Origin of the sequence: Tractidigestivibacter sp. (genome assembly GCF_050946515.1) — a bacterium.
In the GTDB taxonomy this organism is placed as follows: Bacteria; Actinomycetota; Coriobacteriia; order Coriobacteriales; family Atopobiaceae; genus Tractidigestivibacter.
The window spans coordinates 21,121-44,429 of the sequence record NZ_JBMNUX010000005.1; the positions used below are offsets into that span (position 1 = coordinate 21,121).

Sequence of the window (23,309 nt, forward strand, 5' to 3'; positions counted from 1 at the left end):
GTTTTCTCATAGAAAGTTAATCTATTCAAACGGATAGATTTCCCGGGCCCTAACGTGTATTCCCTCCGGAGCATTTTCCAGGACAATTCTAATAAGAGTCTCGAAAAAACTTTCGGGAGAAATATCTCCAGTAGAGCCCGTCGACGTGGGGCTTATCAATTCAATCTCATCAAGAGTATCGCGACGGTAAAGCAAAAGCGCCGTAGCATCATAAACGTTACCGGGTCGTTGAAGCCTATGGAGCATATGGACAAGCTTCGAAAATGAGGCGGACTCACTTTGGATGCTGTCATCAGCTAAAAAGAAGAATCCATGAGCAGCAAGCGGATGTCTGTCCCTTAGATTCTTTACATCCCCATATGCCTCTTCGAACCTGTTCGCAAGATTCTTCCCAAATGACCCGCTCATGGTTTTTGTAGAGACCAGCAACTCTGGCCCCGCAAGCCAGGACGACATGCCCACGTCTACTTGTTTCACATAAGCAGAACCCATGATATTGGCATTCGCTTTTCCGCAGCTAGTAATGAGAACATCTGAAGCGTCTTTGACTCTCCTGTTCTTTGAAATATCTGAACATAGAATCTCGGGGTCAACAACATAAGGCTTGACCGAACGTGGCCAAACGCCTTCTATTGAAAAACCTGCACGTTCAAATTCTCGCGCTATCCAATAATCAAGTGCGTGAGCAAGTATGCCTGTACGAGAATCCTCTCCGCCGTTCTGAAAGGCAGTAATTATTAGGCTGTTCAGCAAATCGTAATCTAGTGAGGGGACATCGGCATCCCAAAAAGGCTTTCCTTGATTTTCCTTATACCATTTCACGTAGCAATCGCGAAACGCATCTGATTTCAGATTATCGCCCACCTCTCTGCCCTCCCCTACGACTTATCTCTTTGCCGCGGCCCATCCGGCGACCTCGCATTTCAAGAAGAAGGCGGTGAATCTTTGTCCTGTCGCTCTCAGGGAACCCCATCATTGGTAGCAACACGTCGTCAACGAGCATTGTTGCTCCGTCGCGTTTTCCAGATGACAACAGCTCGCTCACTTCTCCTTTAATGGATAGCAACTCGTTTCTACTCGCGTCCAGAAATTCGTAATTTGGAACCAACATCTTCCCAGCTTCACGAGGCTCAAGTTTCAAAATTCCACCACCGTATGAGCGACCGACAAGCTCGGCCGAAAGAAGCGTCACCGAATTAAGCGTTGCAAGCGGAAGCGTTTCTTTTGCAAGGGACCGGAATTCGGAACGAAGAAACATGCCATGCACTGAATTTAGGAAAACCAAATTGGCATCATTGGAGCAAAGATTTGGTCCAATGCCATTCATATATGTAAAGAACAAGTCGCAGGATCGTACTCCCGGAACACGCCACCACGGATTTCTTGTTCTGCACTTATAGGCATGGCTAACGCCACTTTTTTCGCCGTGGACAAGGTAACGACTCGTCGCCTCGCCACCACCGTCGTGAGGATAGAACAAGAGAACCTGTTTTCCTTGGTCAGCAAGACGCTTATAGTCCCGCTGTGTAATGCTTAGATTTCTTAAGTGACGGGAGCCAGGCGGGCAAAGGGGCAAGAGATCTTCGGCGGGAATCCCCCATTGATTCGCTTTATCTCTTGAAAGAGCAAAGTATTCATTTGATCCGGTAACTGCCCCAAGATGTATATCCCCATACGAAGCCAAGTCAACTAATCCATGCGAATCCGACTTTTCAAGAAGTTCGAATGCGTCACGGGCGGCATTACCAGTTGGCCATTTCATGTAGCCGTGCACCTTGGCAACGGAATTATTGTCAGTACAAAGTTCAGAGACATCGGCTACTTGCACAAGTTTGATTGAATCGCTATTTCCACTTTGAAAACCGTTGGCAATAAGAAGTACAACCTCTTCCGTCACCTCAGGAAAAACTGGCTTTTCGAAAAGGATGAGCTCAATAGAGCAGAAAGAGTCAAGTAGATACTTTCGCACTGGCGCAGCATAGTTTGTGCTAAGCAGTTCCGCAGGAAGGACCATTCCGACCTTGCCGCCAACCTTGAGGAAACTAGTCGCATGAACAAGGAATGGGGCCCACGATGAAGCGAGAGCATCGAGCCGTACCCCCATGGCGAACGCTCGTTTTCGCGCGCGTGAACGGACGGAGCCAGTAAATGATTGATATCGGATGAAGGGAGGGTTCCCAACGACTGCGTCGAATTTCTCTGAAAACATGCTATTTGAGAGCTCGAAAAAGTCATCAACCAGAATGGTTGGTTCCACCCCTACCTTAGCAAGCCTCTCCCGCGCAGCATCAGCTGTAGCATGGTGAAGCTCACACCCAAAGAGCCTCTGACTAACTTCATCACATGACGCTCCTAATGCGAAAAGTTTGTCTGCCGCGCTCAGTAGAAATTCCGCCTCGCCACAGGCTGGCTCAAGCACCCTATCATTTCTGTTCGATAGAACCTCATCACAGAGAAAGTCTGCGATTTCCTTCGGCGTGAAAAATGCACCGCGTTCTTTCCTGGATTCCTGCGGATCTTCATCCTGCGTCAATGTTGCCCCAAATGCCATCGCTCCTCCTCTCTGACATTCAAAGTATTAGGCACCATACGGACAGAAATTCCCCAGTCTGTACCAGCGTGTTGTGAAGGCTTCCAAAAGATGAAAGGCGCGCAGAAATGATCGTTAGCGGTTGTCTTTTGGCAGCTTGCCCTCTTCCTGGGCGCGGCGGATGGCCATCTCCATGTGGGAGAGCATAGGCGCGGAAGAGCTCGTCTGGGGCAGCGGCTCGCCGAGATAGGTGCCGTCAAACAGCACGCTGACAATGTCGCCGAGTGGGCTCTTGTAGTCCTTGTCGGCCGGCTCATAGTTCTGCACGTCGTAGTCGTCCATCTGAAGGGCGAACGCAATTATTGAAATGTCGACATCCGCCTCCAGGGCGAGCTCTGGGATGGTCTTGCTGACGTCGGGGCTCTCAAAACCGAGCTCGGCCAGCTGTCCAGACAGCTCTGGATAGCTCTTCTCCAGCTCGTCAAGCGTACGCGTTAGATCAAGTGGCTTCTCGGCCTCTGCCATGGGTCCCTCCTTAGACGAGCTTGCCGTTGCAGTGGTCGACCATGTGCTGCACCATCTGTGCCACCCAACCGGTGTAGTCGCGCTTGCGGGGGACAAGCTTGCCATCAACAAGTTCGTCGTAGGCAACCTTCACCTTATCGTAGCGCGTGGACTTAGTGGGCTCGTCCAGCGTGAGGCAGCCCTCGGCCACGCGGCTCGCACGAAGCCCCATCATGATGCGAGGGTTGTACAAGACGTGCGCCTCGCCCTTGTCGTCCAAGTACACAACGACGGCCTTCGTCACGCCGATCTGGTTTGCAGCGAGGCACGCCGCGTCGTCAATGGACTTGACGGTATCGATAAGGTCCTGGGCAAGATCCGCATCCTCGGCGGTCGCACGCTGGCACTTCTTTGAAAGGACTTCCTTGTCCTTGCAGAGCTCTCTAATCATGCGCTCCTCCACTGTCAAGCTCGAAACGTAACGATGAAACAGTATAGCGGCCCTACCGCGCTTCGTCCGCCTCGTCGCCTTCCAGAAAGCCTCCTGTCTGGCGATTCCAAAGGCTGGCATACTCCCCGCCCGCGTCCACGAGCTCGCGGTGCGTGCCGTCCTCGACTATCTCGCCGTGCGAGAGCACCACGATGCGGTCGAGCGACGCCACCGTGGAGAGGCGGTGTGCGACCACGATAGAGGTACGCCCGCGCATCAGGTTCTCGAGCGCGCCCTGGACCGCAGCCTCGCTTTCGGAGTCGAGCGCCGAGGTGGCCTCGTCGAGCACCAGGATGGGCGCGTTCACCAAGATGGCGCGAGCGATGGCCACGCGCTGGCGCTGACCGCCGGAAAGCTTGACGCCTCTCTCGCCCACCATCGTGTCGAAGCCGTCGGGCAGCCGTTCGATGAACTCGAGCGCGTTGGCCTCTTCCGCTGCGTGGCGAATCTCTTCGTCCGTCGCTTCGGGACGGCCGTAGGCGATGTTGTCGCGAATGGAGCGGTGGAAGAGCAGCGCCTCCTGCGGCACGTAAGCCACCTGGCGGCGAAGGCTCTGCTGCGTGCAATGGCTCACGTCCTGGCCGTCCACCAGCACCCGACCCTGCTGGACGTCGTCCAGGCGAAGCAGGAGCTTGGTGAGCGTTGTCTTGCCAGAGCCAGAGCGGCCTACCAATCCGACCCGCTGACCTGCGGGGATATGCAGGTTAAGGTCTCGGAACACGTAGTCGTTGGCCTGGGCGTCTGCATAGCGAAATCCCAGGTGCTCGAAGTCGATCTTGCCTTCGGTCACCTCGAGCGGCTTGGCGTCGGCGTCGTCCTCAACGAGCGTGGGCTCGTCGAGGACGCGCGTCATCTCTGCAGCGTCTCCGAAGGCTCGATTGATGCGCTGCATCATCGAGTTGAAGTAGTTGAAGCGCATCGTGAGGCTGTAGGTGTAGGAGAACATCATCACGAGCGTGCCGGCGCTGATGCCAAACCACGCGTTGCCGCCCGCCACAAAGATGGACGCGACGAACATGATGACGGTGATGATTCCCGAGGTCGTGAAGCCGCGGCGCATGGTGGCGCGCATGTTGGTGTTCTCCGCCGCCATGGCCTCGCGGTCCGCCTCGGTAAAGAGGCCGCGCTCGTAGTCCTCGCGGCCGCAGGTCTTGACCGCAAGGATGTTGGTCACGGCATCGGAGAGCACGCCGGAAAGCTTGTTCTGCGCGCGCGACGCCGCCGCCGAAAGCGGCAGGATGCGACGGTACATCGCATAGGCGATGACCACGTACAGCACGAGCATGGCCATCAAGATCACGACGAACAGCGGCGCCACCGGGGCAAGGATCACAACCGTCAGGACGATCGAGGCAAGCGTCGGCCACAGCGAGTAGGTCAGCACGTCGACAAGCCCGGAATAGCCAGAGACAAAGCGAGAGGTCTGGCTCACAAGCGCGCCGCCGAAGCGGCTGTTGTGAAACGTCATCGACTGGTTGGAGAGCGTGTCGAAGCACAGGCGCGAGAGCTGGTAGTCGCCGTTGATCTCAAGCTTGTAGACGGAATAGTCCTGAAGCTTTGAGAGCACCTGCCCCACGGCGTTCACGATAAGCAGGGCAATGACATAGGGTCCAAAGACGTCGAACACCTGGTCGGCAGCCACCGGCTCAGCCTGCACGCGGTCGACGATGAGCCCCATCACGTAGGTGTTCGCGAAGTTGAGCATCGCAATGTAGCCGACCGAGCTCACGATGGAGAGGATGAACGCCCCCATCTTCTGCTTGGTGACCCACCAAAAGTAGTGCAGCGTGCGCCGGATGGTTGCCGGGTCACGCTGCTCGTTGTTCCTGAGTGCCATGTGCCTTCTCCCATTTGGTTGCTTTGCACTGAAAGAATACCCACTTGGGGCATTTTCAACTCTCAGGGCAGGCACACGGAGGCTATTCTGCAATATCTCGCGACGTCAGTTGCAGTTGAGCAAGTTATGTATGGATTTCTGGGCGCGGCGGACCATACGCATGGCGAGCAGGCATAGAAATGCCTGAAGAAGCGCATTCGCATCAGGCAATCCAAAGCCGCCAGCTCGGCAGACCCATACATAACTTGCTCAACTGCAACTAACAGAGAAAAAAGTTGCGCTACCACTGCCCCTCAGGTCCAGAGTAGGCGGCAGATTCCAGAAGATAGTCCTGCGCGCCCGGATAGCGATCATGCAGCTCTGTCCAATAGCGACAAACCTCTTGGAATAGACTCTCATGGAGAGCGCGATAGTCGGCTGGGAGATGGTAGGTCTTGATGCCCGTGTTCTTGCAGACGGAGGCAGCGATTCCGTCAAGCAGCTCAATCTGGCAAAGGTGCCGCGGACGCACCACCGTCACGCCCATTCCAAGCGCGGCATAGGCATTGCGTCTTCGTTCGTCGACGTCGGATTGCTCTCGCGTTGAGTGATAGAGGGAGCTGTCGTATTCCGCTGGGTAGCGGGCTGCCGCCCAATAGAAATCAGGCTTAATTGCGCCGCGACCGCCAAGGAGCCTCGAGGCGGTTTCGTTCAGCGTCAGCTCATGGTTGAGCAGGGGCATCCCAAGTCCGTAACCTCCATAACGAAGCGGAAGCCTGAACATAATAGAGAGCGCGGTTTCAGCCGGAGACGCAGAGTCATCCGCGATGTACTTGCATGCAAGAAGGGCAGACCTGCGCCCTCGGATGCCCTTTGCCTTTTGTGCATAGCTCCTCAAAGCAGCAACGCTAGTCAGGGGCTCGACGTTATAGGTTGGATGCGGCGACGTCATGCGATAGGTGCCGCACAACTCGTGGCCAAGCTCCAAGAGCCGCGGGAAAGAAAGCTTGCTGGCCGCCATGACAAAGAGGAGCTCCGGAGACACAACGTAAACCTGGCCGAGCGCGCGGACGAACGAGCGGCTTGGCACTTCGGCTCCGATAACGGTTACCTTTGTGTTCTTCAGGACGCGACGGTCCGCAGGGGAAGACACCAGAAGGCTGACCTCACCGTCCTGCACAAAACCCAAGCTGTCAAGGTACTTAATGGTCGCAGAGGTAGGGATGTCAATACTTGGATGCGAGCGACGGCTCGGGGCAGCATTGACCCTTCCGCTGCTCGTTCCGATGGCGTCGGAGCGGGTGCGCCAGTAGTGCAGAGCGGATATGTCGCACATCACTGCCTCCATATCACTATGATGGACGCTCTGCTTTCAGGTTTTTAGAAGAATATTCATTACATAAGAACAATATTGAATAATTGCCCCGAAGTCTTGGATTTGATGCCAAATTTGAATCATTACTGCCAAGGAGGCACCCATGGCGCAGTTTTGCGAGCAGTTCGTTGCAGTTGGACAGCTTATGTATGGATTTTTAGCCCCGACAGCAAGGAGAGACCCACCTTGGCTCCCACCAACTGGCTTTCTATGGGTCTGACAGACCATTGGCGCGCGTCGCGCGCTCCAAATCTATACATAAGTCGCTCAACTGCAACTAGCAGCTCACAAAACTGCGCCGATGACTCCTAGCGCGCCCCTCCCAGCACCAATTTGGCGATTCGGTGACCAAGCAAGCAGCAAATAACATGAAAGCCCAGCGGCCACTCGCGCTCCGTGATAAAGTCATGGGGACAGAAGTGCGCTGTGACTGACGGGAATGCGTGGGCAACCACGGTGGAGCAGCGCGTGACCATATCGCCGACCGTCTGGGCAAGCGCACCTCCTTCAGGAGGTTGGCTTGCCTTTTGCATTCTCGGGCAGCCAGCCGCCATGCGGGGACGCCTCTCGAGAAGGGACATCTATGCAAGACCTGTGCGAGCTCCTGCACTCCAACCCCTACCCTGGCCGCGGCATCGTAGTGGGAGCCAACTGCGTCTACTACTGGATCATGGGCCGCAGCGCCAACAGCAGAAACCGCGTCTTCACGAAGACCGATGACGGCATCCGCACCGAAGCCTACGATCCGGCAAAGCTCGAGGACCCGAGCCTGATCATCTACCATCCCGTCCGCACGATGGGCGACGACCTCGTGGTCACCAACGGCGACCAGACCGACACCATCGTCGAGAAGGGCGACTTCCGCGCCGCGCTCATGACCCGCGAGTTCGAGCCCGACGAGCCCAACTACACGCCGCGCATCTCGAGCATCCTGCACAAGGACGGCTCCTTCGAGCTCTCCATCCTGAAGCGCGACCCCGCAACGGGTCGCTGCCTGCGCGAGTTCTTCGCCTACGAGCAGGCTGCCAAGGGCACCGGCTACTTCATCTCGACCTACGAGGGCGACGGCAACCCCCTGCCGAGCTTTGTCGGCGAGCCACGCCTAGTCAGCCTGGATTCCCCCGAAGAGGTCTGGGACGCCCTGAACCAAGATAACAAGGTCTCCCTGTACGCCAACGTCGCAGGCACCGTAAGCCTCTTCAACAAGAACCTCGGCGACTAGCGCGGCCTGATGAGCGGCATGCCGCACTTTCTGTCCGGCCATGCCGCCTTCGTTGCAAGACCCCGGCATCTTGTCCGGGGGCGAGTTCGCCCCGCGCTGTCTGAGCCCACGGACAAGATGCCGGGGTCATCCCACGAAAGGAGCACCATGAACCAGCTTGAACTCAAGTACGGCATGAACCCCAACCAGAAGCCCGCGCGCATCTTCATGCGGGACGGCTCCGACCTGCCGGTGACGGTGCTGTCGGGACGCCCTGGCTACATCAACTTCCTCGACGCGCTCAACTCCTGGCAGCTTGTCCGCGAGCTCTCGCGTGCAACGGGCATGCCAGCAGCGGCGAGCTTCAAGCACGTGAGCCCCGCCGGCGCCGCCGTGGGCCTGCCCCTGTCCGACACTGACAAGAAGATATACTTCGTGGACGACGAGGGCGAGCTCACGCCCATCGCCTGCGCATACATCCGCGCCCGCGGCGCCGACCGCATGAGCTCCTACGGAGACTGGGCAGCGCTCTCGGAGCCCTGCGACGAGCGCACCGCCCGCTACCTCAAGCATGAGGTCTCCGACGGCATCATCGCCCCCGGCTACACGCCCGAGGCGCTCGAGATCCTGCGCTCCAAGAAGGGCGGCAAGTACAACGTCGTCCAAATCGACCCAAACTATGACTGCGCGCCCACCGAGACCAAGGACGTCTTCGGCATCACCTTCGAACAGGGCCACAACAACTTCAAGATTGACGAAGACCTGCTCGGCAACATCGTGACCGCCAACAAGGACCTCCCCGACGCGGCCAAGCGTGACATGATCGTGAGCCTGATCACCCTCAAGTACACGCAGTCCAACTCGGTCTGCTACGTGAAGGACGGCCAGGCAATCGGCGTCGGCGCGGGCCAGCAGAGCCGCGTGCACTGCACCCGCCTCGCCGGCAACAAGGCCGACACCTGGTACCTGCGCCAGCACCCCAAGGTGCTCGGCCTCAAGTTCGTCGACGGCATCCGCCGCGCCAACCGCGACAACGCCATCGACGTCTACATCTCCGACGAGCACGACGACGTCCTGGCAGACGGCGAATGGCAGAAGTGGTTCGCAGAGAAGCCCGAGGTCCTGACCCGCGAGGAGAAGGCCGCCTGGGTCGCCACGCAGACCGGCGTGACGCTGGGCTCCGACGCGTTCTTCCCCTTCGGCGACAACATCGAGCGCGCCCATAAGTCCGGCGTCAGCTACGTGGCCGAGCCCGGCGGGTCCATTCGCGACGACAACGTGATCGAGACGGCCGACAAGTACGGCATGGTCATGTGCTTCACCGGCATGAGGCTCTTCCACCACTAATCGACAAGGTGCTGCTACCCTTCTGTGGTCTGAAACCTCGGACTGCAGGAGGGCAGCATGTCGTCTCTGATCGGCTTCCTCATCAGAATCGCTCTGGTACTCGTCCCGCTCTATGTAGCGGGACGCATCATGTTCAAAGGCGAGGGCGTCGCGCGACGCCTCAAAATCATGCGTGTGGTGGGAAGCTTCGTGGGCATCCTCGCGGTGAACGCTCTCATCATGCTTGCGCTTCTCGCTCTCACCGTCGCTGCCGAGTACCTCATCACCTCGACATTCCCCGACCACGAGATATTTCTCTTTACCGTTGACGGTCACTTGAGCGGCGCCAATCTGCTCGTGTATATCTTCCTGCTCATCTTTGTGACCGCATTCATCCATTACTGGCTGCGCGGGCGGCTCAAGCGCGTATGGCCACGGCTCGACCTCGATGACGACGAATGCACGATCTTCGAGTACTTCATCCAGTGGGTGACCATCTACCTCGTTGTCTACCAGTGCTTCTTCGAGGGGTTCCAGACGCTGTTCGAGTGGTTCGAGGAGAGCGGCGAGACGAGCCTCCAGGGCATCTTCCAGATAGCCCTCTCGCCCTCCAACATCAACCTCGTGATCCAGCCGCTGCTCATTGCCGCCTGGGTGCTCGTCGTGCTCGAGCGCTTTGCGCGAGAGAACGCCCGCAATGCAAACGCAAAGTAGCGACGATGCCATCGAGCGCAGTTCCCTTCATCGCGGCGGTCCGCATAACGAGAAGGGCAGCTTGAAGCCGCCTCTCTGTCGCCAGCCCCTCATAGAGTTGGAGTTGCAAACCTGCTTGCGATATCTCCGAATTCCTATATAGTGGAAATGCATCCAATAAAGAGTAACTCGTATGGACAGTCTTGTTGCGCAGGCGTGTTGAGCGGACCTCGCAAGCACAGGCGCATGAAACATGAGTAAGGGGCAGCTCAATGAAGCTCGTCAAAGCGCATATGGCCGACCTCGGCACCGTCATGGACATCATCAACTCCGCCAAGGAGCACCTCCGCAGCCAGGGAATCGATCAATGGCAGAACGGGTATCCCGACAAGGTCTGCATCCAGGGGGACATTCGCTCGGGCAAGGGATATCTCGTGACCGATGGCAAGGACGTCCTCGGATATCTCTGCATTGACTTCGACGGGGAGCCGGCCTACGACGCGCTCGACGGCACATGGGCAACGACAGAGCCCTATGTCGTCGTACACAGGCTGGCCTTTGCCGAAGCAGGCAGGGGCAAGGGCTTGAGCGACGCAGTCTTTCGCCTCGTAGAGGACCTGAGCCGCAAACGCGGGATTGCTTCTTTTCGCATAGACACAGACGAGGCAAACATGGCCATGCGACACATCCTCAATAAGAACGGATTCACCTACCGCGGGACCATCCTATTCGACAACAGCACCAAGATTGCCTTCGACAAGCACATCGAGGGCACCGTCGAGAAGGGGCCCAGCTCGAACGGCTGAGCCGGGCCCGCATCGTTGCTACCGCTCGGCGTGACGGTAATCCCATGCTCGGGCGATGGGATTGACGAGCAGGAAGTACGCGCTCGTCAAATGCTCCCGGCTGAGCACGTCGAGAAACTCCCACTCGGGACCGCGCAGATACTCCCGAAGGTCACATCGGTCGTAGTCCGACCGCCTGTGCCAGTCATCGGAAATCATCATCCCCACGCTGAACTTATCCCAGTGCCTGCTCATGAGGGCGACCAGTGACTCCACGCGGTCCCAGTCATTCCCGCCAGCCCGATCGTCGCTCTCGGATCCCCCGAGAACAGCGAGGTCGCGGACGAATCCCATCGCGGAGAGCCTGCTCACGCACATCGGCGGAATCGGAGCGCTCCCGCGGTAGATGCTGAGGAGCTCGATCCTTTGGTCAAGCGGCTGGCTGCGCCATGTCTCCCCCAGCACCGTGCCGCCCTTCTTTTTCCTGGCGAACAGCTCCACCTGCATGCTCTGCCAGCGGTAGATGGGCTCGGAGACGAGCTTGATGAGGTAGAGCAGCTCATTCTGGGAGACGTTCAAGCGGCTCTCGCCCCACACCTCCCGGCGAATGCTGCGGCACACCTCCCCCACCGGCGAGTCGGTGCCGACCATGCTGTCGGCATAGCGGTAGAGGATGGGACGCCTCCCGCCCGGCATCCACTTGGGTATGGTGCAGTACTCGGAGAGGGGCATCGCCATCATGCTCCGGATGAGCGCCCTCTCCCCCGCCCCCTTGCCATCCCGCTGTATGACGCTGACGCGCTGCTCGAGCGTGGTCTTGGGGCTAGTAAAAGCCGTTGTCTGCTGCATGCCTTCTCCTTCCTTAGGGGCGTCCGTGTCAGGGTCCGCGTCAGCACGCGGGGCTGAGCTGGTCGGGGACGTCCAGAGCCTGAACGGGGTCTCGATAGAGCGGATGGCGCGACACGTCGAAGGGGGTCACCTCAAGAGCCTTGGCCCCTCTCTGGAGGAGGAATCCCCGGTCAAGCGGCATGCTCAAGATGCTGTCCGTGGTGCGGCTCACCTTCTCGGCAATCTTACGAGCCGTCGCCACGTCCTGACCGCCGAGGTAAAGCCAGTGGTCGCAGTTGTTGGCAATGGTCGCCGCGCGAAACTCGCCGTATGAGCTCACGAGCTGCGTGTAGTCCTGCAAGATCACGCTCACGGACAGGTCGCGAGAGCGGATGACCGAGATGATCTTGTCAAAGTCGGCAATCGTGCAGTTGGTGGCGAAGTCGTCGAGGTACAGCCGCACGGGCACGGGCAGCTTGCTCGTGGGCCAGTTGGCGTCCGCAATGGCGCAGAGCTCCTGCAGGGCCTGGGCGTAGAGCAGGTTGACCACGCGGTCCATGCTGCGGTCGGTGTCGCTGACCGTTATGAATACCGCGGTGCGCTTGGTTGCGAGCTCCTCAAAGCTCAGGCGGTGCTTCGCGCTGTAGAGCGCGTCGGCATCCGAGAAGGTCAGCACGTTGAGCTTCTCGGCAACGATGCCGCAGATGCTCGCGTACATCTTATCGGCCTTTTGCTCGGAGCGCACCATGCGCCACTTGCGGGCCGCGAAGCCTTCGGGGTCGGTGGCGACAAGCTCGTCGAGCAGGTCGGCAGTGACCCCGCTGTCGAGGTTCTCGGCCAGCACGCCCAAGGAGCTGAGGTTGCGCTCGCACGCGGGCAGGTAGTCCAGGACGTATCCGATGAGCACCGCAATGAGCGTCTCTGCCGCTCGGTCCCAGAAGATGTCATCGGGATTCTCAATCGGTGAGAGCTGATGGGCCATGGACATGACATCGCGCTCGCTGACCCTACCCGTCTTGGGGTCGCGGTCGATGAAGTCGAAGGGGTTATAGCCGATGCCGGTGACGCCATCGGCAATGTGGCTGTTGAGGGAAAAGCGGGCAAGGTCCAGGTAGTGGACCGCATACCCACGCTCCGCGAGGGTGGGGCCGAGGGTACGGGCGAGGTTGCCCTTGGTGTCCGTCACAATGAAAGACCCCTCTGCCTGCAGGATGTTGGGCATCACGTAGCCGCGGGTCTTGCCCGAGCCGGAAGGCCCGAGCACGAGGTCGTTGTTGTTGAGGCGCGTAGTGGATGAGTCGTTGGAGACAACGACGCCGTCAGCGAGAATCCTGCCGCTCTTGATGGTGTTTTCGGTCTGGGACATAAGTTGTTCTCCTCTCGTTTTCCGCCTGCGTTATGGCGGGTAGCCTATTCGAAAGACTCGACGATGCGGTCGGCAATGCCCCACTCGATTGCGGAGGGCGCGTCGAAGTAGGTCTGTTTGCCCGTGGCCTCGAGCACCTCGTCGAGAGTCTTGCCGGTGCGCTCCGAGATGATGGAGGCAAGCTTGGAGCGCGACTGCATGAGGTGCTCCGCCAGCGCGTTCATGCTCAGCGCCGAGCCGCCGTTGGTCTCGGCGATGAGCGGGTCGTGAATCATGACCTGAGAGTTGGGAAGCATCAGCCGCTCGCTGCCGGACATGAAGATCAGCGAGGCCATGCTCGCTGCCGTGCCCAGGCACACCGTGGTGACGGGGCACGGGCAGGCCGCAATCGCGTCCACGATGGTGAGGCCGGCCGAGACGCCCCCGCCATAGGAGTTCACCAGAAGCGTGATCTTCTCGTCTCGGCTCTGGTCGGCCAGATACTGAAGGACCAGGCAGACGCAGGTCGCCATGGCCTCGTCAATCTTGTCGGCAATGAGAAGCCGACGACGCGCAAATGCGTAGTCCTCAAGCGACTCTTGGAAAAATCCCCTGCTTGTCTCTCGGATGATGCTTGGCATGCAGTGCCTCCTTTGCTCGTGCTCGCAAGGCGAGCCCTTAGTGCACAATTAATCTACCGTAGGGTCAACTTGTATTCCGTAAAATTTACTGGCATAATGTTTTTCGAGGTGAGAACCTCAATTATTGAATTTTCGACAAGCTGAATCTTCAGCTTTGGGAGAGGCGGATCATGGAGTTAGACAATCCTGAGGACGATCGCGAGCTCTACGAAGAGATTCGCCAAGCGCAGCAGCTCACAGACGAAGAGCGCGAGGAGGCGGACCGCCTCAACGAGGAAGCATGGGAGGACAATCGCAAGTGCGAGGACGCTGTTCTCGACGCCTATGAGATAGCCCTGTCAAGATACGAGCTCGAAGACCTGCTCAGCTGGATGCGTGACGAGCTGAGCTGGGAAAACGTCTCCGTCACCCGCGCGCTAAACGTCTATGAGGGCGAGCTGGCCGATAAGCGCAAGGCCTTGGCGGCAGAGATGGTGGAGCAGGCGTCGCAGCTCAGTCGCTTCGACTGGCACAACGACGTGGCCGAAGACAGTTGGGGGCCTACCGACCCCGATGACATTGAGAGGTTCTGGGGTTTCATTGGCTACGACCTCGGCGATCCCTTTGACGATGACCTGCGCACGTGGCTCGAGTCCCTTGCCTACTGCTTGCTCTGCTGCGTTGACCCCGATCCCATCCGCATGCCCTACCGCTCGCCAGACGCGCTTCCCATCACGAAGGTCGAGGAGCCTGACACCTTGCGCGACACCATGAGCGCGTTTGTGGAGGCGCTTCTCGCAATCCTGGGAATGGACGAGAAGGACGTCCACACGCTCGAAGTGCTCGAGGAGGGCGCCGGAAAGGACATCCCCAACACTCCGGCGTGGCTCATGCTCGACAAGCCAGAGGCAGTGTCGCCCTACCCCCTTGACATGCTGGGCAACGACATGGACCAGAACTATTTCCAAGCCCGCTTACGCGAGGAGCTTGGAGGGCGTGCGGATATCCTCGACGCAACTGTCCCAGAGGCCGTCGTGGACCTTGACCTTGCCTACCAGCGCCTTTCTGGGAAGAAAGCGTCGTCGCTTCACGAAGATCAGGACCGCCCGGCGCTCAATTCAGAGCGCGAGCGCCTTCTCGCTGCCATCTCGCGCGCAGAGGAGAAGACCGACGATTACCAAGGCCACCCCTGGGATGTCGAGGACGAGGAGCCGAGCGAGGAGAAGCTCGACGACGGCACCAATTGGGACTGCTCCGAGGACTTTGGGGAATTCGTCGAGCCGCCCGAGGCATACGACCCCTTTGGCATCGAGACGCACGAGACGGACTGGAGCCGCTTCTACGGTGCCGGCGACGAGTACTGCAAGGCATACGAGACGTTCCGGAAAGGCTGGAAGAAGCGGCTCTCGAAGGGGCTGCCCGACAACCACGAGATGCTCGTGACCGAAGGGGCGAAGGTGGTGCTCAAGAAGCACGGGCTCAACCTCTCGGGAGAATCGAGGCTCGTGCGCGCCCTCACGGAGCGCGTGCGCTCGGACATCACGAGTCTGCGTCTCTCCGCAAACGCGCAGGCGGACAAGACGGGCAGGTGATGTCCATGGGGACGTTCAAGGACAGAAGCCTCCACGACCGGGTGCTCGAGACCATGTGGGATCAAGTGCACACCTACAGAAGCGGCAGCCTCGTCGCAAAGGGCGACGAAGACGATGACACCGCCCGTTGGGTGAGTCCCGAGGAGCCAATGCTCTACAAGTACCTAATCGAGCAGGCGCATGACCAGAAGCGCTATGCCCTCAAGCTTGCCTGGAAAAACCGCAGCCCAAGAAACAGCTTTGTCTTGGCGTGCGCAAGGCTCAGTATTTCGGCGCCAACGGCAAGCGCTGGCAAGAGGACGGCCTGCGGCGGCCTCTGCCTTTACGCCAACATCGCAGCGCGCCTAGGCGTGGCTGGGCTGCCAAAACGGAAGGCAACGGGCGACATGCAGGCGCTGTCCCAGTCCGAGGCGCTCGCAGTCATTTCGAACGTCGACCATAGGGCAGCGACCACTATCGGCAACTTCCTCGCAAAGCATCTCAAAGCGCCTATCGCGTGCCCCTCGGCGAAATCATGCCCCCATGCCACCGCTTGCTCGGCGGCGATAGGCATCGTGAGCCACGAGCTTCTCCGCGAGATCGGCGACACTGCGCTTGATTGCCTTCCGCTCCCGACAAAGCAGGGCCATCGCCTTGAGGTGTTCGAGGAGTTCTCGAACGACCTGCTCTACAGCTACAGGCTCGGGACAAGCGAGGATCGCGCCCGCCTCTTTGACGCGGCCCTTGCGATCGTTCAAGACTTCCTCAAGAAGGACAAGACCTCGGCGCACTCGCTCGCCGTCAGCGGCATCACGCCCAAGAGCGTAGAGCCCCTGCTCTGGCAGGCGTGGCAGAGAAATCCGGCCAGCAAGCGACCTGGCAGCGGCATCGAAGACCTGCTCTATTCCTGCAAGAGCTGGCTTTTGTGGCTGAAGGCTTCTGACTGGCTGAACAACCATGGCATCCGCGCCTCCAACGGAGCCAAGACGGTCGAGAAGTCAAAGAACATCGACGACGACCTCATCCAAGCCTATCTTGAGAGCGTCGAGGACGAGCAGATCAACCGGGCGGGACGGCTGTACGAGAGCCTCGTGGACGGAGAGGCAACGAGCGAGGACGTCGTCGTTCCCGTCTACACCGACGTTGAGCGAGAGTTCGACGTGCTGCTTGTAGGCCGAAAGCGGCTGGACAGACAGCTCGTGAGCACTCTCGCGCCGCGCTCCAGGGAGCATGTGCTTATCTGCGCGCTCTCTCGCAGCCTCGAGACGCAAGACAGCGAGAAGAACGGCTTTCGCCTGCAGAGCAAGTCTTCAGCAGAAGACACGAAGGCCGATAAAGGCAGCCGCGCAGTCGAGGGCCTCTTTGGGTACCAGCTTGCCATCTCTCAGCAGCGCGAGGTATCCCGGGCGATCGAGGAGTTCCAAGACCTCATGCGACCGCGAAGCGAGAAGTACCAGGAGCTCAACCACGATGTCAGGCTGCCAAAGGGAACGCCCGCGTCAAGTATCGGCAACCTTGCGGCGTTTCTTCCCGAAGCGTTTGTCGACGACAAGGGCGACGCGTTTGCGAAGGAGAGCGGTGAAGGGCAGCCTCCCGAGCGCGCTTAGCTCGACGGAAAGGCCGGCTCCGGTGCGACCTCCATGAAAAACGACCCCTTACGGCTCGGGGCTTGTGGTTGTAGCAACCATTAGTTGTAGTAACTAGTGCTCCGCCGAGGTGGCGGCCGAACCACCTCGGCGGCTGGTGCTATGCGGTTCTCAAGGGACGCTGACGCAAGAAGTAGTATGCCTAATGGGAATTTGAGTTCCAGTAATAATTACTGGCACAAGATTCCGAGGCTCAGCCTTCCAAGACCGTCCGCCCCGAGAGCGCGGCTTCTGCACCATGCCGCCTGCTTTCCAATAATATAGCCCCGGCTCTCAAGAGCCGGGGCATTGTTTGAAGAATCGTCGCAAGCTGCTCGGCCTCACGACCTATTCGTGGTAATACGGTTGCCCGTTGGCCTCAGGTCCCAGGTGCTTGGAGACAAAGAGCACAAGCGCGACGAGCGTAACGACATAGGGGATCATCTGGAAGAACTGGTATGGGGTCCCCTGGATGTTGACCTGCAGAACAATCTGAAGGGCGTCGCAGAAGCCAAAGAGCAGGCAGGCGATAAGCACCCCCACAGACTCCCAGCGACCAAAGATAACTGCGGAAAGAGCGATGAATCCGCGCCCGGCAACGATTCCGTCGGTATAGGTGCTGGTGTAGCACAGGGTGAGGAAGGCCCCGCCAAGCCCAGCAAGAGCGCCGCAAATGACGCAGGCAAGAATCTTGGTCCCAATAACGTTGATGCCGAGAGTTTCTGCCGCCTGCGGGTTCTCGCCAACGGCACAATAGTTCAGGCCTGCGCGATACTTCGTGAAGAACACTGCAGACAGGGGAACCAGAAGGTAGGCAATGTAGGCAAGCATCGTCTGCTGGAAAAACGCCTCGCCTATCACCGGGATGTCGCACAGGATGGGAATGCTCACGGTGGACATCTGGACGCCCTGCGCAAGAGCCGACGAGTCGCCAAACGCAACCTTGTAGAAGAACGACGCCAGCGCAGGGGCAAGGATGTTTATCGCCATGCCAAGCACCACCTGGTCGACGCAGAGCTTGATGGTGCAATATGCATAAATCAGGTTTATGAGGATGCCCGCGGTCATTCCCGCCAAGACGCCAACCCAGGGGTTGCCCGTGAAGTAGCCCGCCAGAAAGCCGGCAAGCGCTCCGCCGGACATAAGGCCATCCAGCCCGATGTTGACCATGCCCGCGCGCTCGCTGAAGAGCTCCGCAATGGCAACCAGGAGCAGCGGCACGGTCATCCTCACCGTAGACGAGAGGATATCTGGCAGCGACGAAATAATAGCGTCCATTTATGACCTCGCCCCCTCTTCGCTCGAGGCGGCAGCAACTGACATGCTTGCGCCGCCAACCTTCTCCGCCCTTGCTTCCCTGCGGGCAGCGAGCTCGGCAAAGAGCTGCTTCGTCTTAGGAAGCCTCATCCAGGCCATGCCGGAGACGGAGAAGATGATGATGAGCGCTCGAATAATCTCAACGATGGAGGTAGGCACGGCGATGCCAACCTGCATCGAGGACGCCCCTGTCGTAAGCACGCCGAAGAAGATGGCCACGACAAGAGAGCCGATGGGGCTCAGCTGCGCAATAAGCGCGACTGCCACGCCGTCAAAGCCGAACCCATCGCCAAAGCCGCTCATGAGCCTATACTGCTTGCCCAAAAGCTCAACCGAGCCGCCCAGTCCTGCTATCGCTCCGGAAATGATGAACGCGGCAAAAATGAGCGCCTTCACAGGAAAGCCGTTCACGCGCGCTGCGAGCGGGTTAATTCCGACGGCGCGAATCTTGAAGCCAAAGGACGTCTTGTTGAGCACGTAGGCAATGAGCACCGCAAGCACCACGGCAATGATGACTCCCACATGGATGCGGAACCCAGAGAACCTATAGAGCTTGAGCGAGTCAGAGATCGCAGGCGTCTGCGGGTTTGCCCCATCGCGAAAGACACTGGTATAGATGTATCCCATAAAGAGGGTCGCCACGTAGTTGAGCATGATTGAGGTAATCATCTCGTTGAGGCCGCGCGTAATCTTCATGATTGCCGGTATCGCTGCCCACAGGGCCCCGGCGACGATGCCCGCAATGAGGCACAGCAAGATTCCCGGAACCCCTTCGACTCCCGACGTGAGCGCAACCGTAATGCTCGCTACCGCGCCCATGATGAACTGGCCCTCTCCGCCGAGATTGAATACGCCGCACTTATAGGCGAAGGTTGCCGCAAGCGACGTAAAGATGAGCGGGCAAGCGCTAATGAGAGAGCTGGCAATCTTCTGAGCGCTGCCAAGAGAGCCCGAGAACAGCAGCGCGTAGCCCTGGATTGGGTTCTTTCCAAGGAACAGAATGATGATGCCGCCAATGACAAATGAAATCAAAATTGCAATGAGGGGAGCGAGGAACGAGAAGATGCGCTCGTACCTCATCGCAAGGGACTCCCGTTGATTCTTATCAAACATCGCTGCCTACTTCCCCGCCATGGCAAGAGAAATTTCCTTGATGGGCGCTCCCTTTCCTGGGTACGTCCCCATCACTTGCCCCTCAAAGAGAACGACGATCCTGTCGGATAGCTTCAGGACCTCGTCAAAGTCCGCACTGATCATGAGAATTGCGCAGCCCTCGTCGCGCTCTTTGATCATCGCGTCGTGAACGAACTCCGTCGCCCCGATATCAAGGCCGCGCGTAGGGTATGCGGCCACCAACAGAGACGGGTGGCTTTCGAGTTCGCGGGCCAGAATGACCTTCTGCTGGTTGCCGCCAGAGAGGCTGCGGACGGGCTGGTCAACCGAGGCGCAGCGAATGTCGTTCTTCTCGCGCATCTGTTCGGCAAACTCATGAATGGGCTTTGTCCTGAGCCAGGCGCCATGACCATATGAGAACCGCTCGTCATCGGTGTTCTTCAAGATGAGGTTCTCGGCGATGCTCATGTCTCCCACAAGCCCCATGCTGTTTCTGTCTTCGGGCACGTCGGCAACCCCAGCATCGATGAAGCTCTTGGGGCTATAGATGGCAACGGGGCCAACCGGCGTCTTCACGGTGCCTGAGTCAGGCTCCGAAAAGCCCGTGACCACCTGCGCAAGCTGTGACTGGCCATTGCCGTCGATTCCTGCAACCCCAACGATCTCCCCGCGATGGATGGTGATCGAAACGTCCTTGAGTCCGCCGTGCTTACGCTCTGGGTTGAGGGACACGTGCTCAAGGGACATGACCTCTTCTCCAGGATTGGTGACTTTCTCGTAGATGCTCTCGTGGAAGCGACGGCCAATCATCAAATCGGCAAGCTCCTGCGCAGTCGTGTCTGCACAGTTGAGCGTCGTCACCGACTTCCCATCGCGCAGGACGGTAATTCTGTCAGAGACCTTCATGACCTCGCGCATCTTGTGCGAGATGAAAATGACCGACTTCTTCTCGGCCGTAAGCGAGCGCATGATGTCAAAAAGGCTCTCCGCCTCGACATCGGTGAGAACGGCCGTGGGCTCGTCGAGGACGAGCAAGTCTGCTCCTCGATAGAGCACCTTGAGAATCTCAACGCGCTGCTGCATGCCGATGGACATGTCGGCAATGCGAGAGTTAAGGTCGACTTCCAGCCCATAGCGGTCTGCAAGCTCTTGGACTGCCTTCTCGTCCTCCGCTCGATTAAAGCGCGGAGACGAGCTGTTCTTGGTGCCAAGCGTAATGTTCTCGAGCGCGGTCATCGCATTGATGAGCATGAAGTGCTGATGAACCATGCCGATTCCCATGTTGGTCGCATCGCGAGGGCCATCGATGCTCACCTCGCGGCCGCGGAAGTAGATCTTCCCGCTTGTAGGCTGGTACAGGCCGGTGAGGACGTTCATGAGCGTGGACTTGCCTGCCCCATTCTCACCCAACAGCGTATGTACCTCTCCCTCATTGACGCTCAGAGATACGTCGTCGTTTGCAAGCTTGGTCCCGAACCGCTTACTGATATGCTCCATGCGCATAAGCTCGGCCATATTGTCCCCCTCTCATTTGATGGCGAGGACTAGCCAGCCCCCGGCAGACATTACATTGCTGAGCTTAGGCGGCAGCAGTAACGCAAGAGTTGCTGTACCAACTCCATAACGTTTCTTATTGTTACGAGAAATGGGAAATTGCTTGTCCTACAGATTTCCTGCCCCTCGCGTCAAGGCGCTCTCAGCAGGCGCGCATGTTAACGGCTGTTACAACCAACGACCCAACTGTTACGGCATCCCCGCCCAGGGGCGCCAGGTGGCGCTGCCGCGCCTATTCTTTGCGTGTCAGCACGCGCCCATGGAGCGCGCCCACCTTGAGAGGAGCCAGAAAAATGGAACCGAGCCGTTCTCAGCAGCTGGTCGAACTGTGCCAGAGCCTCGTCCGCGCCAAGAGCTATTCAGGAGAGGAGAAGGACGTCGCAGACTGCCTCTATAAAGAGATGGAGTCGATGAAATTTGATGAGGTGCGGATAGACAAGAACGGCTCGGTCATTGGAACGATCCATGGGAATCGTCCGGGACCGACCGTCCTTTTTGATGGCCACATCGACACGGTGCCCGCAGAGAACGCCGAGAAGTGGACCTACCCTCCCTTCGAGGCTCAGATTCATGACGGAAAAATCTGGGGCAGGGGCACGAGCGACATGAAGGGCGCCGACGCCGCATTCACGAAAGCCGTGGGCTGGTTCGCCGCTGACACAAACCGCGATTTTGCAGGGACCATCTGCGTGGCAGGCGTCGTGCAGGAGGAGTGCTTTGAGGGAGTCGCGTCACGCACGGTAAGCAGCATCTGCCATCCCGACTACGTGATCATCGGCGAGGCGAGCAACTGCAACATCAAGGTTGGCCAGCGCGGCCGCGCGGAGCTCACGCTGGTCACGCATGGCAAGCCGGCACACTCGGCAAACCCCGAGAAGGGCGTCAACGCGGTTTATAAAATGTGCGACCTGGTAGAGCAGGTTCGCCAGATCGAGCCTCCCGAGCACCCGGTGCTGGGCAAGGGCATCCTCGAGCTCGTGGACATAAAAAGCGAACCCTATCCAGGCGCATCGGTAGTCCCCGAGGGCTGCCGCGCAACCTATGACCGGCGGCTTCTTGTAGACGAGACCCCAGAAGGCGTGCTCGACCCAGTCAAGAGCCTCATAGACCAGCTGTCGCGCAACGACCCCCAGCTTTCGGCAGAGGTCGACTTCACCCATGCCAAGGCAACGTGCTACACGGGCGAGGTCATTGAGGCCGAGCGCTTCTTCCCAGGCTGGCTTTACGACGAGCACGAAGAATGGATCGAGCGCATCAAGGGCCATCTGGAAGAGAAGGGGCTCAACCCCGCAGTCGCGCAGTACAACTTCTGCACCAACGGGAGCCATTACGCGGGCGAGGCGCACATCCCCACCATTGGCCTGGGACCATCCCGAGAAGACCTTGCTCATACCGTCGACGAATACATCGAGATTTCCCAGCTCGAGCGTGCATGCGAGAGCTATTACGGCATCCTCGAGGCGCTGCTGGGATAGCTCAGCTGAACATTGAGCGTACGAAGGCGGGGCTTGGCGGCATCAGACGCGCCAAGCCCCGCCTTTCGCATCGAGACTGCTGGTAGGGCTACTGACCGAACGTGCCCTCCTCTATCTGCTTCGCGTACTCCGCAAACTCGTCCTGAATCTCTTGGGAGACTAGCTTGTCAGAGAAGGTGCCGACCTTGATTGTCCCGTCCTCCATCGAGCCCTCAACGACCTTGTTGCCGAAGTCGCCATTCTCGACGTCCTCGAGGCACTGCTCGATCATGACTTCGTTGTCGGTCACAATCGAGCATGCAATGACGTCGTCGTCAGAGCTTCCCAAATCAGACGGCTGCGCGATGTCGTAGACGCCTTCGTGGTCCTGGATTGCCTCGCGCTCGCCGGAGTCCACGGCAGACGCGTCACCATAGATGACGTCAGTGCCGCTTGAGATGGCCGCCTCGGCAATCTCCTTGCCCTTTGCCACGTCGCTATACGAGCCGGCGTAGACAATGGAGACGCTGCAGTCAGGGTTGACGATCTTGGCAGCCTCTTCGAAGGCGGCTGCCTTGGTGGCAGTCGTGTCGAGCTCAACGCCGCCGACAAAGGTCACTTGGTTTGTATTGGTGAGCAAGCCCGCGAGGGCGCCCGCAAGGTATCCAATCTGCTCGAGGTTGGGCAGCATGCTCTCGATGTTGTCCGAGGTGACTTCCGACGAGAGGATCATGAAGTGCGTGTCGGGGTTGTCTTCCGCCACCTGCTGCACGGCATCCGCAAACTGCCCGCTTGGCGCGAATATCAGGTCGTATCCTTGGTCACAGTAGTTCTGCATGACCGTCACCCAGTCGGATTGCTCGACATTCTCGGTGTAGGCGGTCTCCCATCCCCGCTTCTCCGCGGCTTCGCACATGGCCTGATATGCGCTTGAGCCCCAGCCGCCGTCGTTAATGCTGTCGTTTAAGACCATCGCGACGCGATAGGTGTGCTCCGTGCTCTCCGAAGAGCTCTCTGAGGATTGCTCAGCCGTCGTGCCTGACTCGCATCCCAGGAGCGGGAAGGCGCAAAACGCAACCAAGGCAATTAGGAGCAAGCCGGCAATCCCTTTTCTCAAATGATGCATATAACCGCCTCCAGACGTTTGGCCAGATGGTTGTCT

20 protein-coding genes and 1 riboswitch are annotated in these 23,309 nt (G+C 58.7%); of the genes, 7 read left to right on the forward strand and 13 right to left on the reverse strand.

Annotated elements, in window-relative coordinates; genetic code table 11:
* Positions 1–21: 21 nt before the first annotated feature.
* From ACOYJL_RS04240 to ACOYJL_RS04265, 6 genes are all read right to left on the reverse strand, one after another.
* Positions 22–864: a hypothetical protein gene (locus ACOYJL_RS04240; RefSeq protein ID WP_433568974.1), complete on the reverse strand. Its 843-nt coding sequence runs from the start codon at positions 862–864 to the stop codon at positions 22–24.
* Entirely contained in the window at positions 854–2,551 is a 1,698-nt protein-coding gene (locus ACOYJL_RS04245; protein ID WP_433568975.1) for an HsdM family class I SAM-dependent methyltransferase, read from the reverse strand. Before ACOYJL_RS04245 ends, ACOYJL_RS04240 begins: the two co-directional genes overlap by 11 nt.
* A 114-nt stretch (positions 2,552–2,665) precedes the next feature.
* Positions 2,666–3,055 carry a hypothetical protein gene (locus ACOYJL_RS04250; RefSeq protein ID WP_433568976.1) on the reverse strand — a complete coding sequence of 130 codons (390 nt, stop codon included), beginning with the start codon at positions 3,053–3,055 and terminating at the stop codon, positions 2,666–2,668.
* A gap of 10 nt (positions 3,056–3,065) precedes the next feature.
* A complete protein-coding gene (locus tag ACOYJL_RS04255) occupies positions 3,066–3,485 on the reverse strand; it encodes a peptide deformylase (RefSeq protein WP_433568977.1) in 420 nt (139 codons plus the stop codon).
* 52 nt (positions 3,486–3,537) lie between these two features.
* Entirely contained in the window at positions 3,538–5,361 is a 1,824-nt protein-coding gene (locus ACOYJL_RS04260) for an ABC transporter ATP-binding protein (RefSeq protein ID WP_433568978.1), read from the reverse strand.
* 280 nt (positions 5,362–5,641) lie between these two features.
* Positions 5,642–6,676, reverse strand: a complete 1,035-nt coding sequence (locus ACOYJL_RS04265) for a hypothetical protein (RefSeq protein ID WP_433568979.1) — start codon at positions 6,674–6,676, stop codon at positions 5,642–5,644.
* A 455-nt stretch (positions 6,677–7,131) separates the two neighbouring features.
* Positions 7,132–7,216: riboswitch (ZMP/ZTP riboswitch) on the forward strand.
* Between the two features lie 82 nt (positions 7,217–7,298).
* Between ACOYJL_RS04265 and ACOYJL_RS04270 the strand changes: the two genes are divergently transcribed.
* From ACOYJL_RS04270 to ACOYJL_RS04285, 4 genes are all read left to right on the forward strand, one after another.
* On the forward strand, positions 7,299–7,937 hold the full coding sequence (locus tag ACOYJL_RS04270) for an IMP cyclohydrolase (protein WP_433568980.1): 639 nt from the start codon (positions 7,299–7,301) through the stop codon (positions 7,935–7,937).
* A 117-nt stretch (positions 7,938–8,054) separates the two neighbouring features.
* The gene (locus tag ACOYJL_RS04275; protein WP_433568981.1) at positions 8,055–9,263 is read left to right on the forward strand and encodes a phosphoribosylaminoimidazolecarboxamide formyltransferase; all 1,209 of its coding nucleotides are present in this window, start codon (positions 8,055–8,057) and stop codon (positions 9,261–9,263) included.
* Positions 9,264–9,320: 57 nt separating this feature from the next.
* Complete coding sequence (locus ACOYJL_RS04280) at positions 9,321–9,956, forward strand: SA1002 family membrane protein (protein WP_433568982.1); 636 nt, start codon at positions 9,321–9,323, stop codon at positions 9,954–9,956.
* A gap of 251 nt (positions 9,957–10,207) precedes the next feature.
* Positions 10,208–10,741 carry an N-acetyltransferase family protein gene (locus ACOYJL_RS04285; RefSeq protein ID WP_433568983.1) on the forward strand — a complete coding sequence of 178 codons (534 nt, stop codon included), beginning with the start codon at positions 10,208–10,210 and terminating at the stop codon, positions 10,739–10,741.
* Between the two features lie 18 nt (positions 10,742–10,759).
* On the opposite strand, the gene ACOYJL_RS04290 is transcribed toward ACOYJL_RS04285, so the two are convergent.
* The 3 genes from ACOYJL_RS04290 to ACOYJL_RS04300 are packed head-to-tail and all read right to left on the reverse strand — an operon-like array spanning position 10,760 to position 13,534.
* Entirely contained in the window at positions 10,760–11,569 is an 810-nt protein-coding gene (locus ACOYJL_RS04290) for a hypothetical protein (protein ID WP_433568984.1), read from the reverse strand.
* 40 nt (positions 11,570–11,609) lie between these two features.
* Positions 11,610–12,914 carry a VirD4-like conjugal transfer protein, CD1115 family gene (locus ACOYJL_RS04295; protein WP_433568985.1) on the reverse strand — a complete coding sequence of 435 codons (1,305 nt, stop codon included), beginning with the start codon at positions 12,912–12,914 and terminating at the stop codon, positions 11,610–11,612.
* A gap of 44 nt (positions 12,915–12,958) precedes the next feature.
* A complete protein-coding gene (locus ACOYJL_RS04300) occupies positions 12,959–13,534 on the reverse strand; it encodes an ATP-dependent Clp protease proteolytic subunit (RefSeq protein WP_433568986.1) in 576 nt (191 codons plus the stop codon).
* A gap of 170 nt (positions 13,535–13,704) precedes the next feature.
* Here ACOYJL_RS04300 and ACOYJL_RS04305 point away from each other — a divergent pair, with 170 nt between their 5' ends.
* Together ACOYJL_RS04305 and ACOYJL_RS04310 are read left to right on the forward strand one after the other, a co-directional pair.
* Positions 13,705–15,105: a hypothetical protein gene (locus tag ACOYJL_RS04305; RefSeq protein ID WP_433568987.1), complete on the forward strand. Its 1,401-nt coding sequence runs from the start codon at positions 13,705–13,707 to the stop codon at positions 15,103–15,105.
* A 5-nt stretch (positions 15,106–15,110) separates the two neighbouring features.
* The gene (locus ACOYJL_RS04310) at positions 15,111–16,691 is read left to right on the forward strand and encodes a hypothetical protein (RefSeq protein WP_433568988.1); all 1,581 of its coding nucleotides are present in this window, start codon (positions 15,111–15,113) and stop codon (positions 16,689–16,691) included.
* 366 nt (positions 16,692–17,057) lie between these two features.
* Here ACOYJL_RS04310 and ACOYJL_RS04315 read toward each other — a convergent pair whose 3' ends face one another.
* The 3 genes from ACOYJL_RS04315 to ACOYJL_RS04325 are packed head-to-tail and all read right to left on the reverse strand — an operon-like array spanning position 17,058 to position 20,654.
* Positions 17,058–17,987 (reverse strand): ABC transporter permease, encoded by a 930-nt coding sequence (locus tag ACOYJL_RS04315; protein WP_433568989.1) that lies wholly within the window; start codon positions 17,985–17,987, stop codon positions 17,058–17,060.
* Positions 17,988–19,106, reverse strand: a complete 1,119-nt coding sequence (locus tag ACOYJL_RS04320) for an ABC transporter permease (protein ID WP_433568990.1) — start codon at positions 19,104–19,106, stop codon at positions 17,988–17,990. It lies immediately after the preceding gene.
* A gap of 39 nt (positions 19,107–19,145) precedes the next feature.
* On the reverse strand, positions 19,146–20,654 hold the full coding sequence (locus ACOYJL_RS04325) for an ABC transporter ATP-binding protein (RefSeq protein ID WP_433568991.1): 1,509 nt from the start codon (positions 20,652–20,654) through the stop codon (positions 19,146–19,148).
* 332 nt (positions 20,655–20,986) lie between these two features.
* Here ACOYJL_RS04325 and ACOYJL_RS04330 point away from each other — a divergent pair, with 332 nt between their 5' ends.
* On the forward strand, positions 20,987–22,168 hold the full coding sequence (locus ACOYJL_RS04330; protein WP_433568992.1) for a YgeY family selenium metabolism-linked hydrolase: 1,182 nt from the start codon (positions 20,987–20,989) through the stop codon (positions 22,166–22,168).
* Positions 22,169–22,256: 88 nt separating this feature from the next.
* Here the strand turns inward: ACOYJL_RS04330 and ACOYJL_RS04335 are convergent, their stop codons facing one another.
* A complete protein-coding gene (locus ACOYJL_RS04335; RefSeq protein WP_433568993.1) occupies positions 22,257–23,243 on the reverse strand; it encodes a BMP family protein in 987 nt (328 codons plus the stop codon).
* Positions 23,244–23,309: the final 66 nt, after the last annotated feature.

Bases quoted from the DNA above. Each gene is read 5' to 3' on its own strand.
- ACOYJL_RS04245 (WP_433568975.1), bottom strand. From the start codon at position 2,551: ATGGCATTTGGGGCAACATTGACGCAGGATGAAGATCCGCAGGAATCC.
- ACOYJL_RS04250 (WP_433568976.1), bottom strand. From the start codon at position 3,055: ATGGCAGAGGCCGAGAAGCCACTTGATCTAACGCGTACGCTTGACGAG.
- ACOYJL_RS04255 (WP_433568977.1), bottom strand. From the start codon at position 3,485: ATGATTAGAGAGCTCTGCAAGGACAAGGAAGTCCTTTCAAAGAAGTGC.
- ACOYJL_RS04260 (WP_433568978.1), bottom strand. From the start codon at position 5,361: ATGGCACTCAGGAACAACGAGCAGCGTGACCCGGCAACCATCCGGCGC.
- ACOYJL_RS04265 (WP_433568979.1), bottom strand. From the start codon at position 6,676: ATGTGCGACATATCCGCTCTGCACTACTGGCGCACCCGCTCCGACGCC.
- ACOYJL_RS04270 (WP_433568980.1), top strand. From the start codon at position 7,299: ATGCAAGACCTGTGCGAGCTCCTGCACTCCAACCCCTACCCTGGCCGC.
- ACOYJL_RS04275 (WP_433568981.1), top strand. From the start codon at position 8,055: ATGCCGGGGTCATCCCACGAAAGGAGCACCATGAACCAGCTTGAACTC.
- ACOYJL_RS04280 (WP_433568982.1), top strand. From the start codon at position 9,321: ATGTCGTCTCTGATCGGCTTCCTCATCAGAATCGCTCTGGTACTCGTC.
- ACOYJL_RS04285 (WP_433568983.1), top strand. From the start codon at position 10,208: ATGAAGCTCGTCAAAGCGCATATGGCCGACCTCGGCACCGTCATGGAC.
- ACOYJL_RS04290 (WP_433568984.1), bottom strand. From the start codon at position 11,569: ATGCAGCAGACAACGGCTTTTACTAGCCCCAAGACCACGCTCGAGCAG.
- ACOYJL_RS04295 (WP_433568985.1), bottom strand. From the start codon at position 12,914: ATGTCCCAGACCGAAAACACCATCAAGAGCGGCAGGATTCTCGCTGAC.
- ACOYJL_RS04300 (WP_433568986.1), bottom strand. From the start codon at position 13,534: ATGCCAAGCATCATCCGAGAGACAAGCAGGGGATTTTTCCAAGAGTCG.
- ACOYJL_RS04305 (WP_433568987.1), top strand. From the start codon at position 13,705: ATGGAGTTAGACAATCCTGAGGACGATCGCGAGCTCTACGAAGAGATT.
- ACOYJL_RS04310 (WP_433568988.1), top strand. From the start codon at position 15,111: ATGGGGACGTTCAAGGACAGAAGCCTCCACGACCGGGTGCTCGAGACC.
- ACOYJL_RS04315 (WP_433568989.1), bottom strand. From the start codon at position 17,987: ATGGACGCTATTATTTCGTCGCTGCCAGATATCCTCTCGTCTACGGTG.
- ACOYJL_RS04320 (WP_433568990.1), bottom strand. From the start codon at position 19,106: ATGAGGTACGAGCGCATCTTCTCGTTCCTCGCTCCCCTCATTGCAATT.
- ACOYJL_RS04325 (WP_433568991.1), bottom strand. From the start codon at position 20,654: ATGGCCGAGCTTATGCGCATGGAGCATATCAGTAAGCGGTTCGGGACC.
- ACOYJL_RS04330 (WP_433568992.1), top strand. From the start codon at position 20,987: ATGGAACCGAGCCGTTCTCAGCAGCTGGTCGAACTGTGCCAGAGCCTC.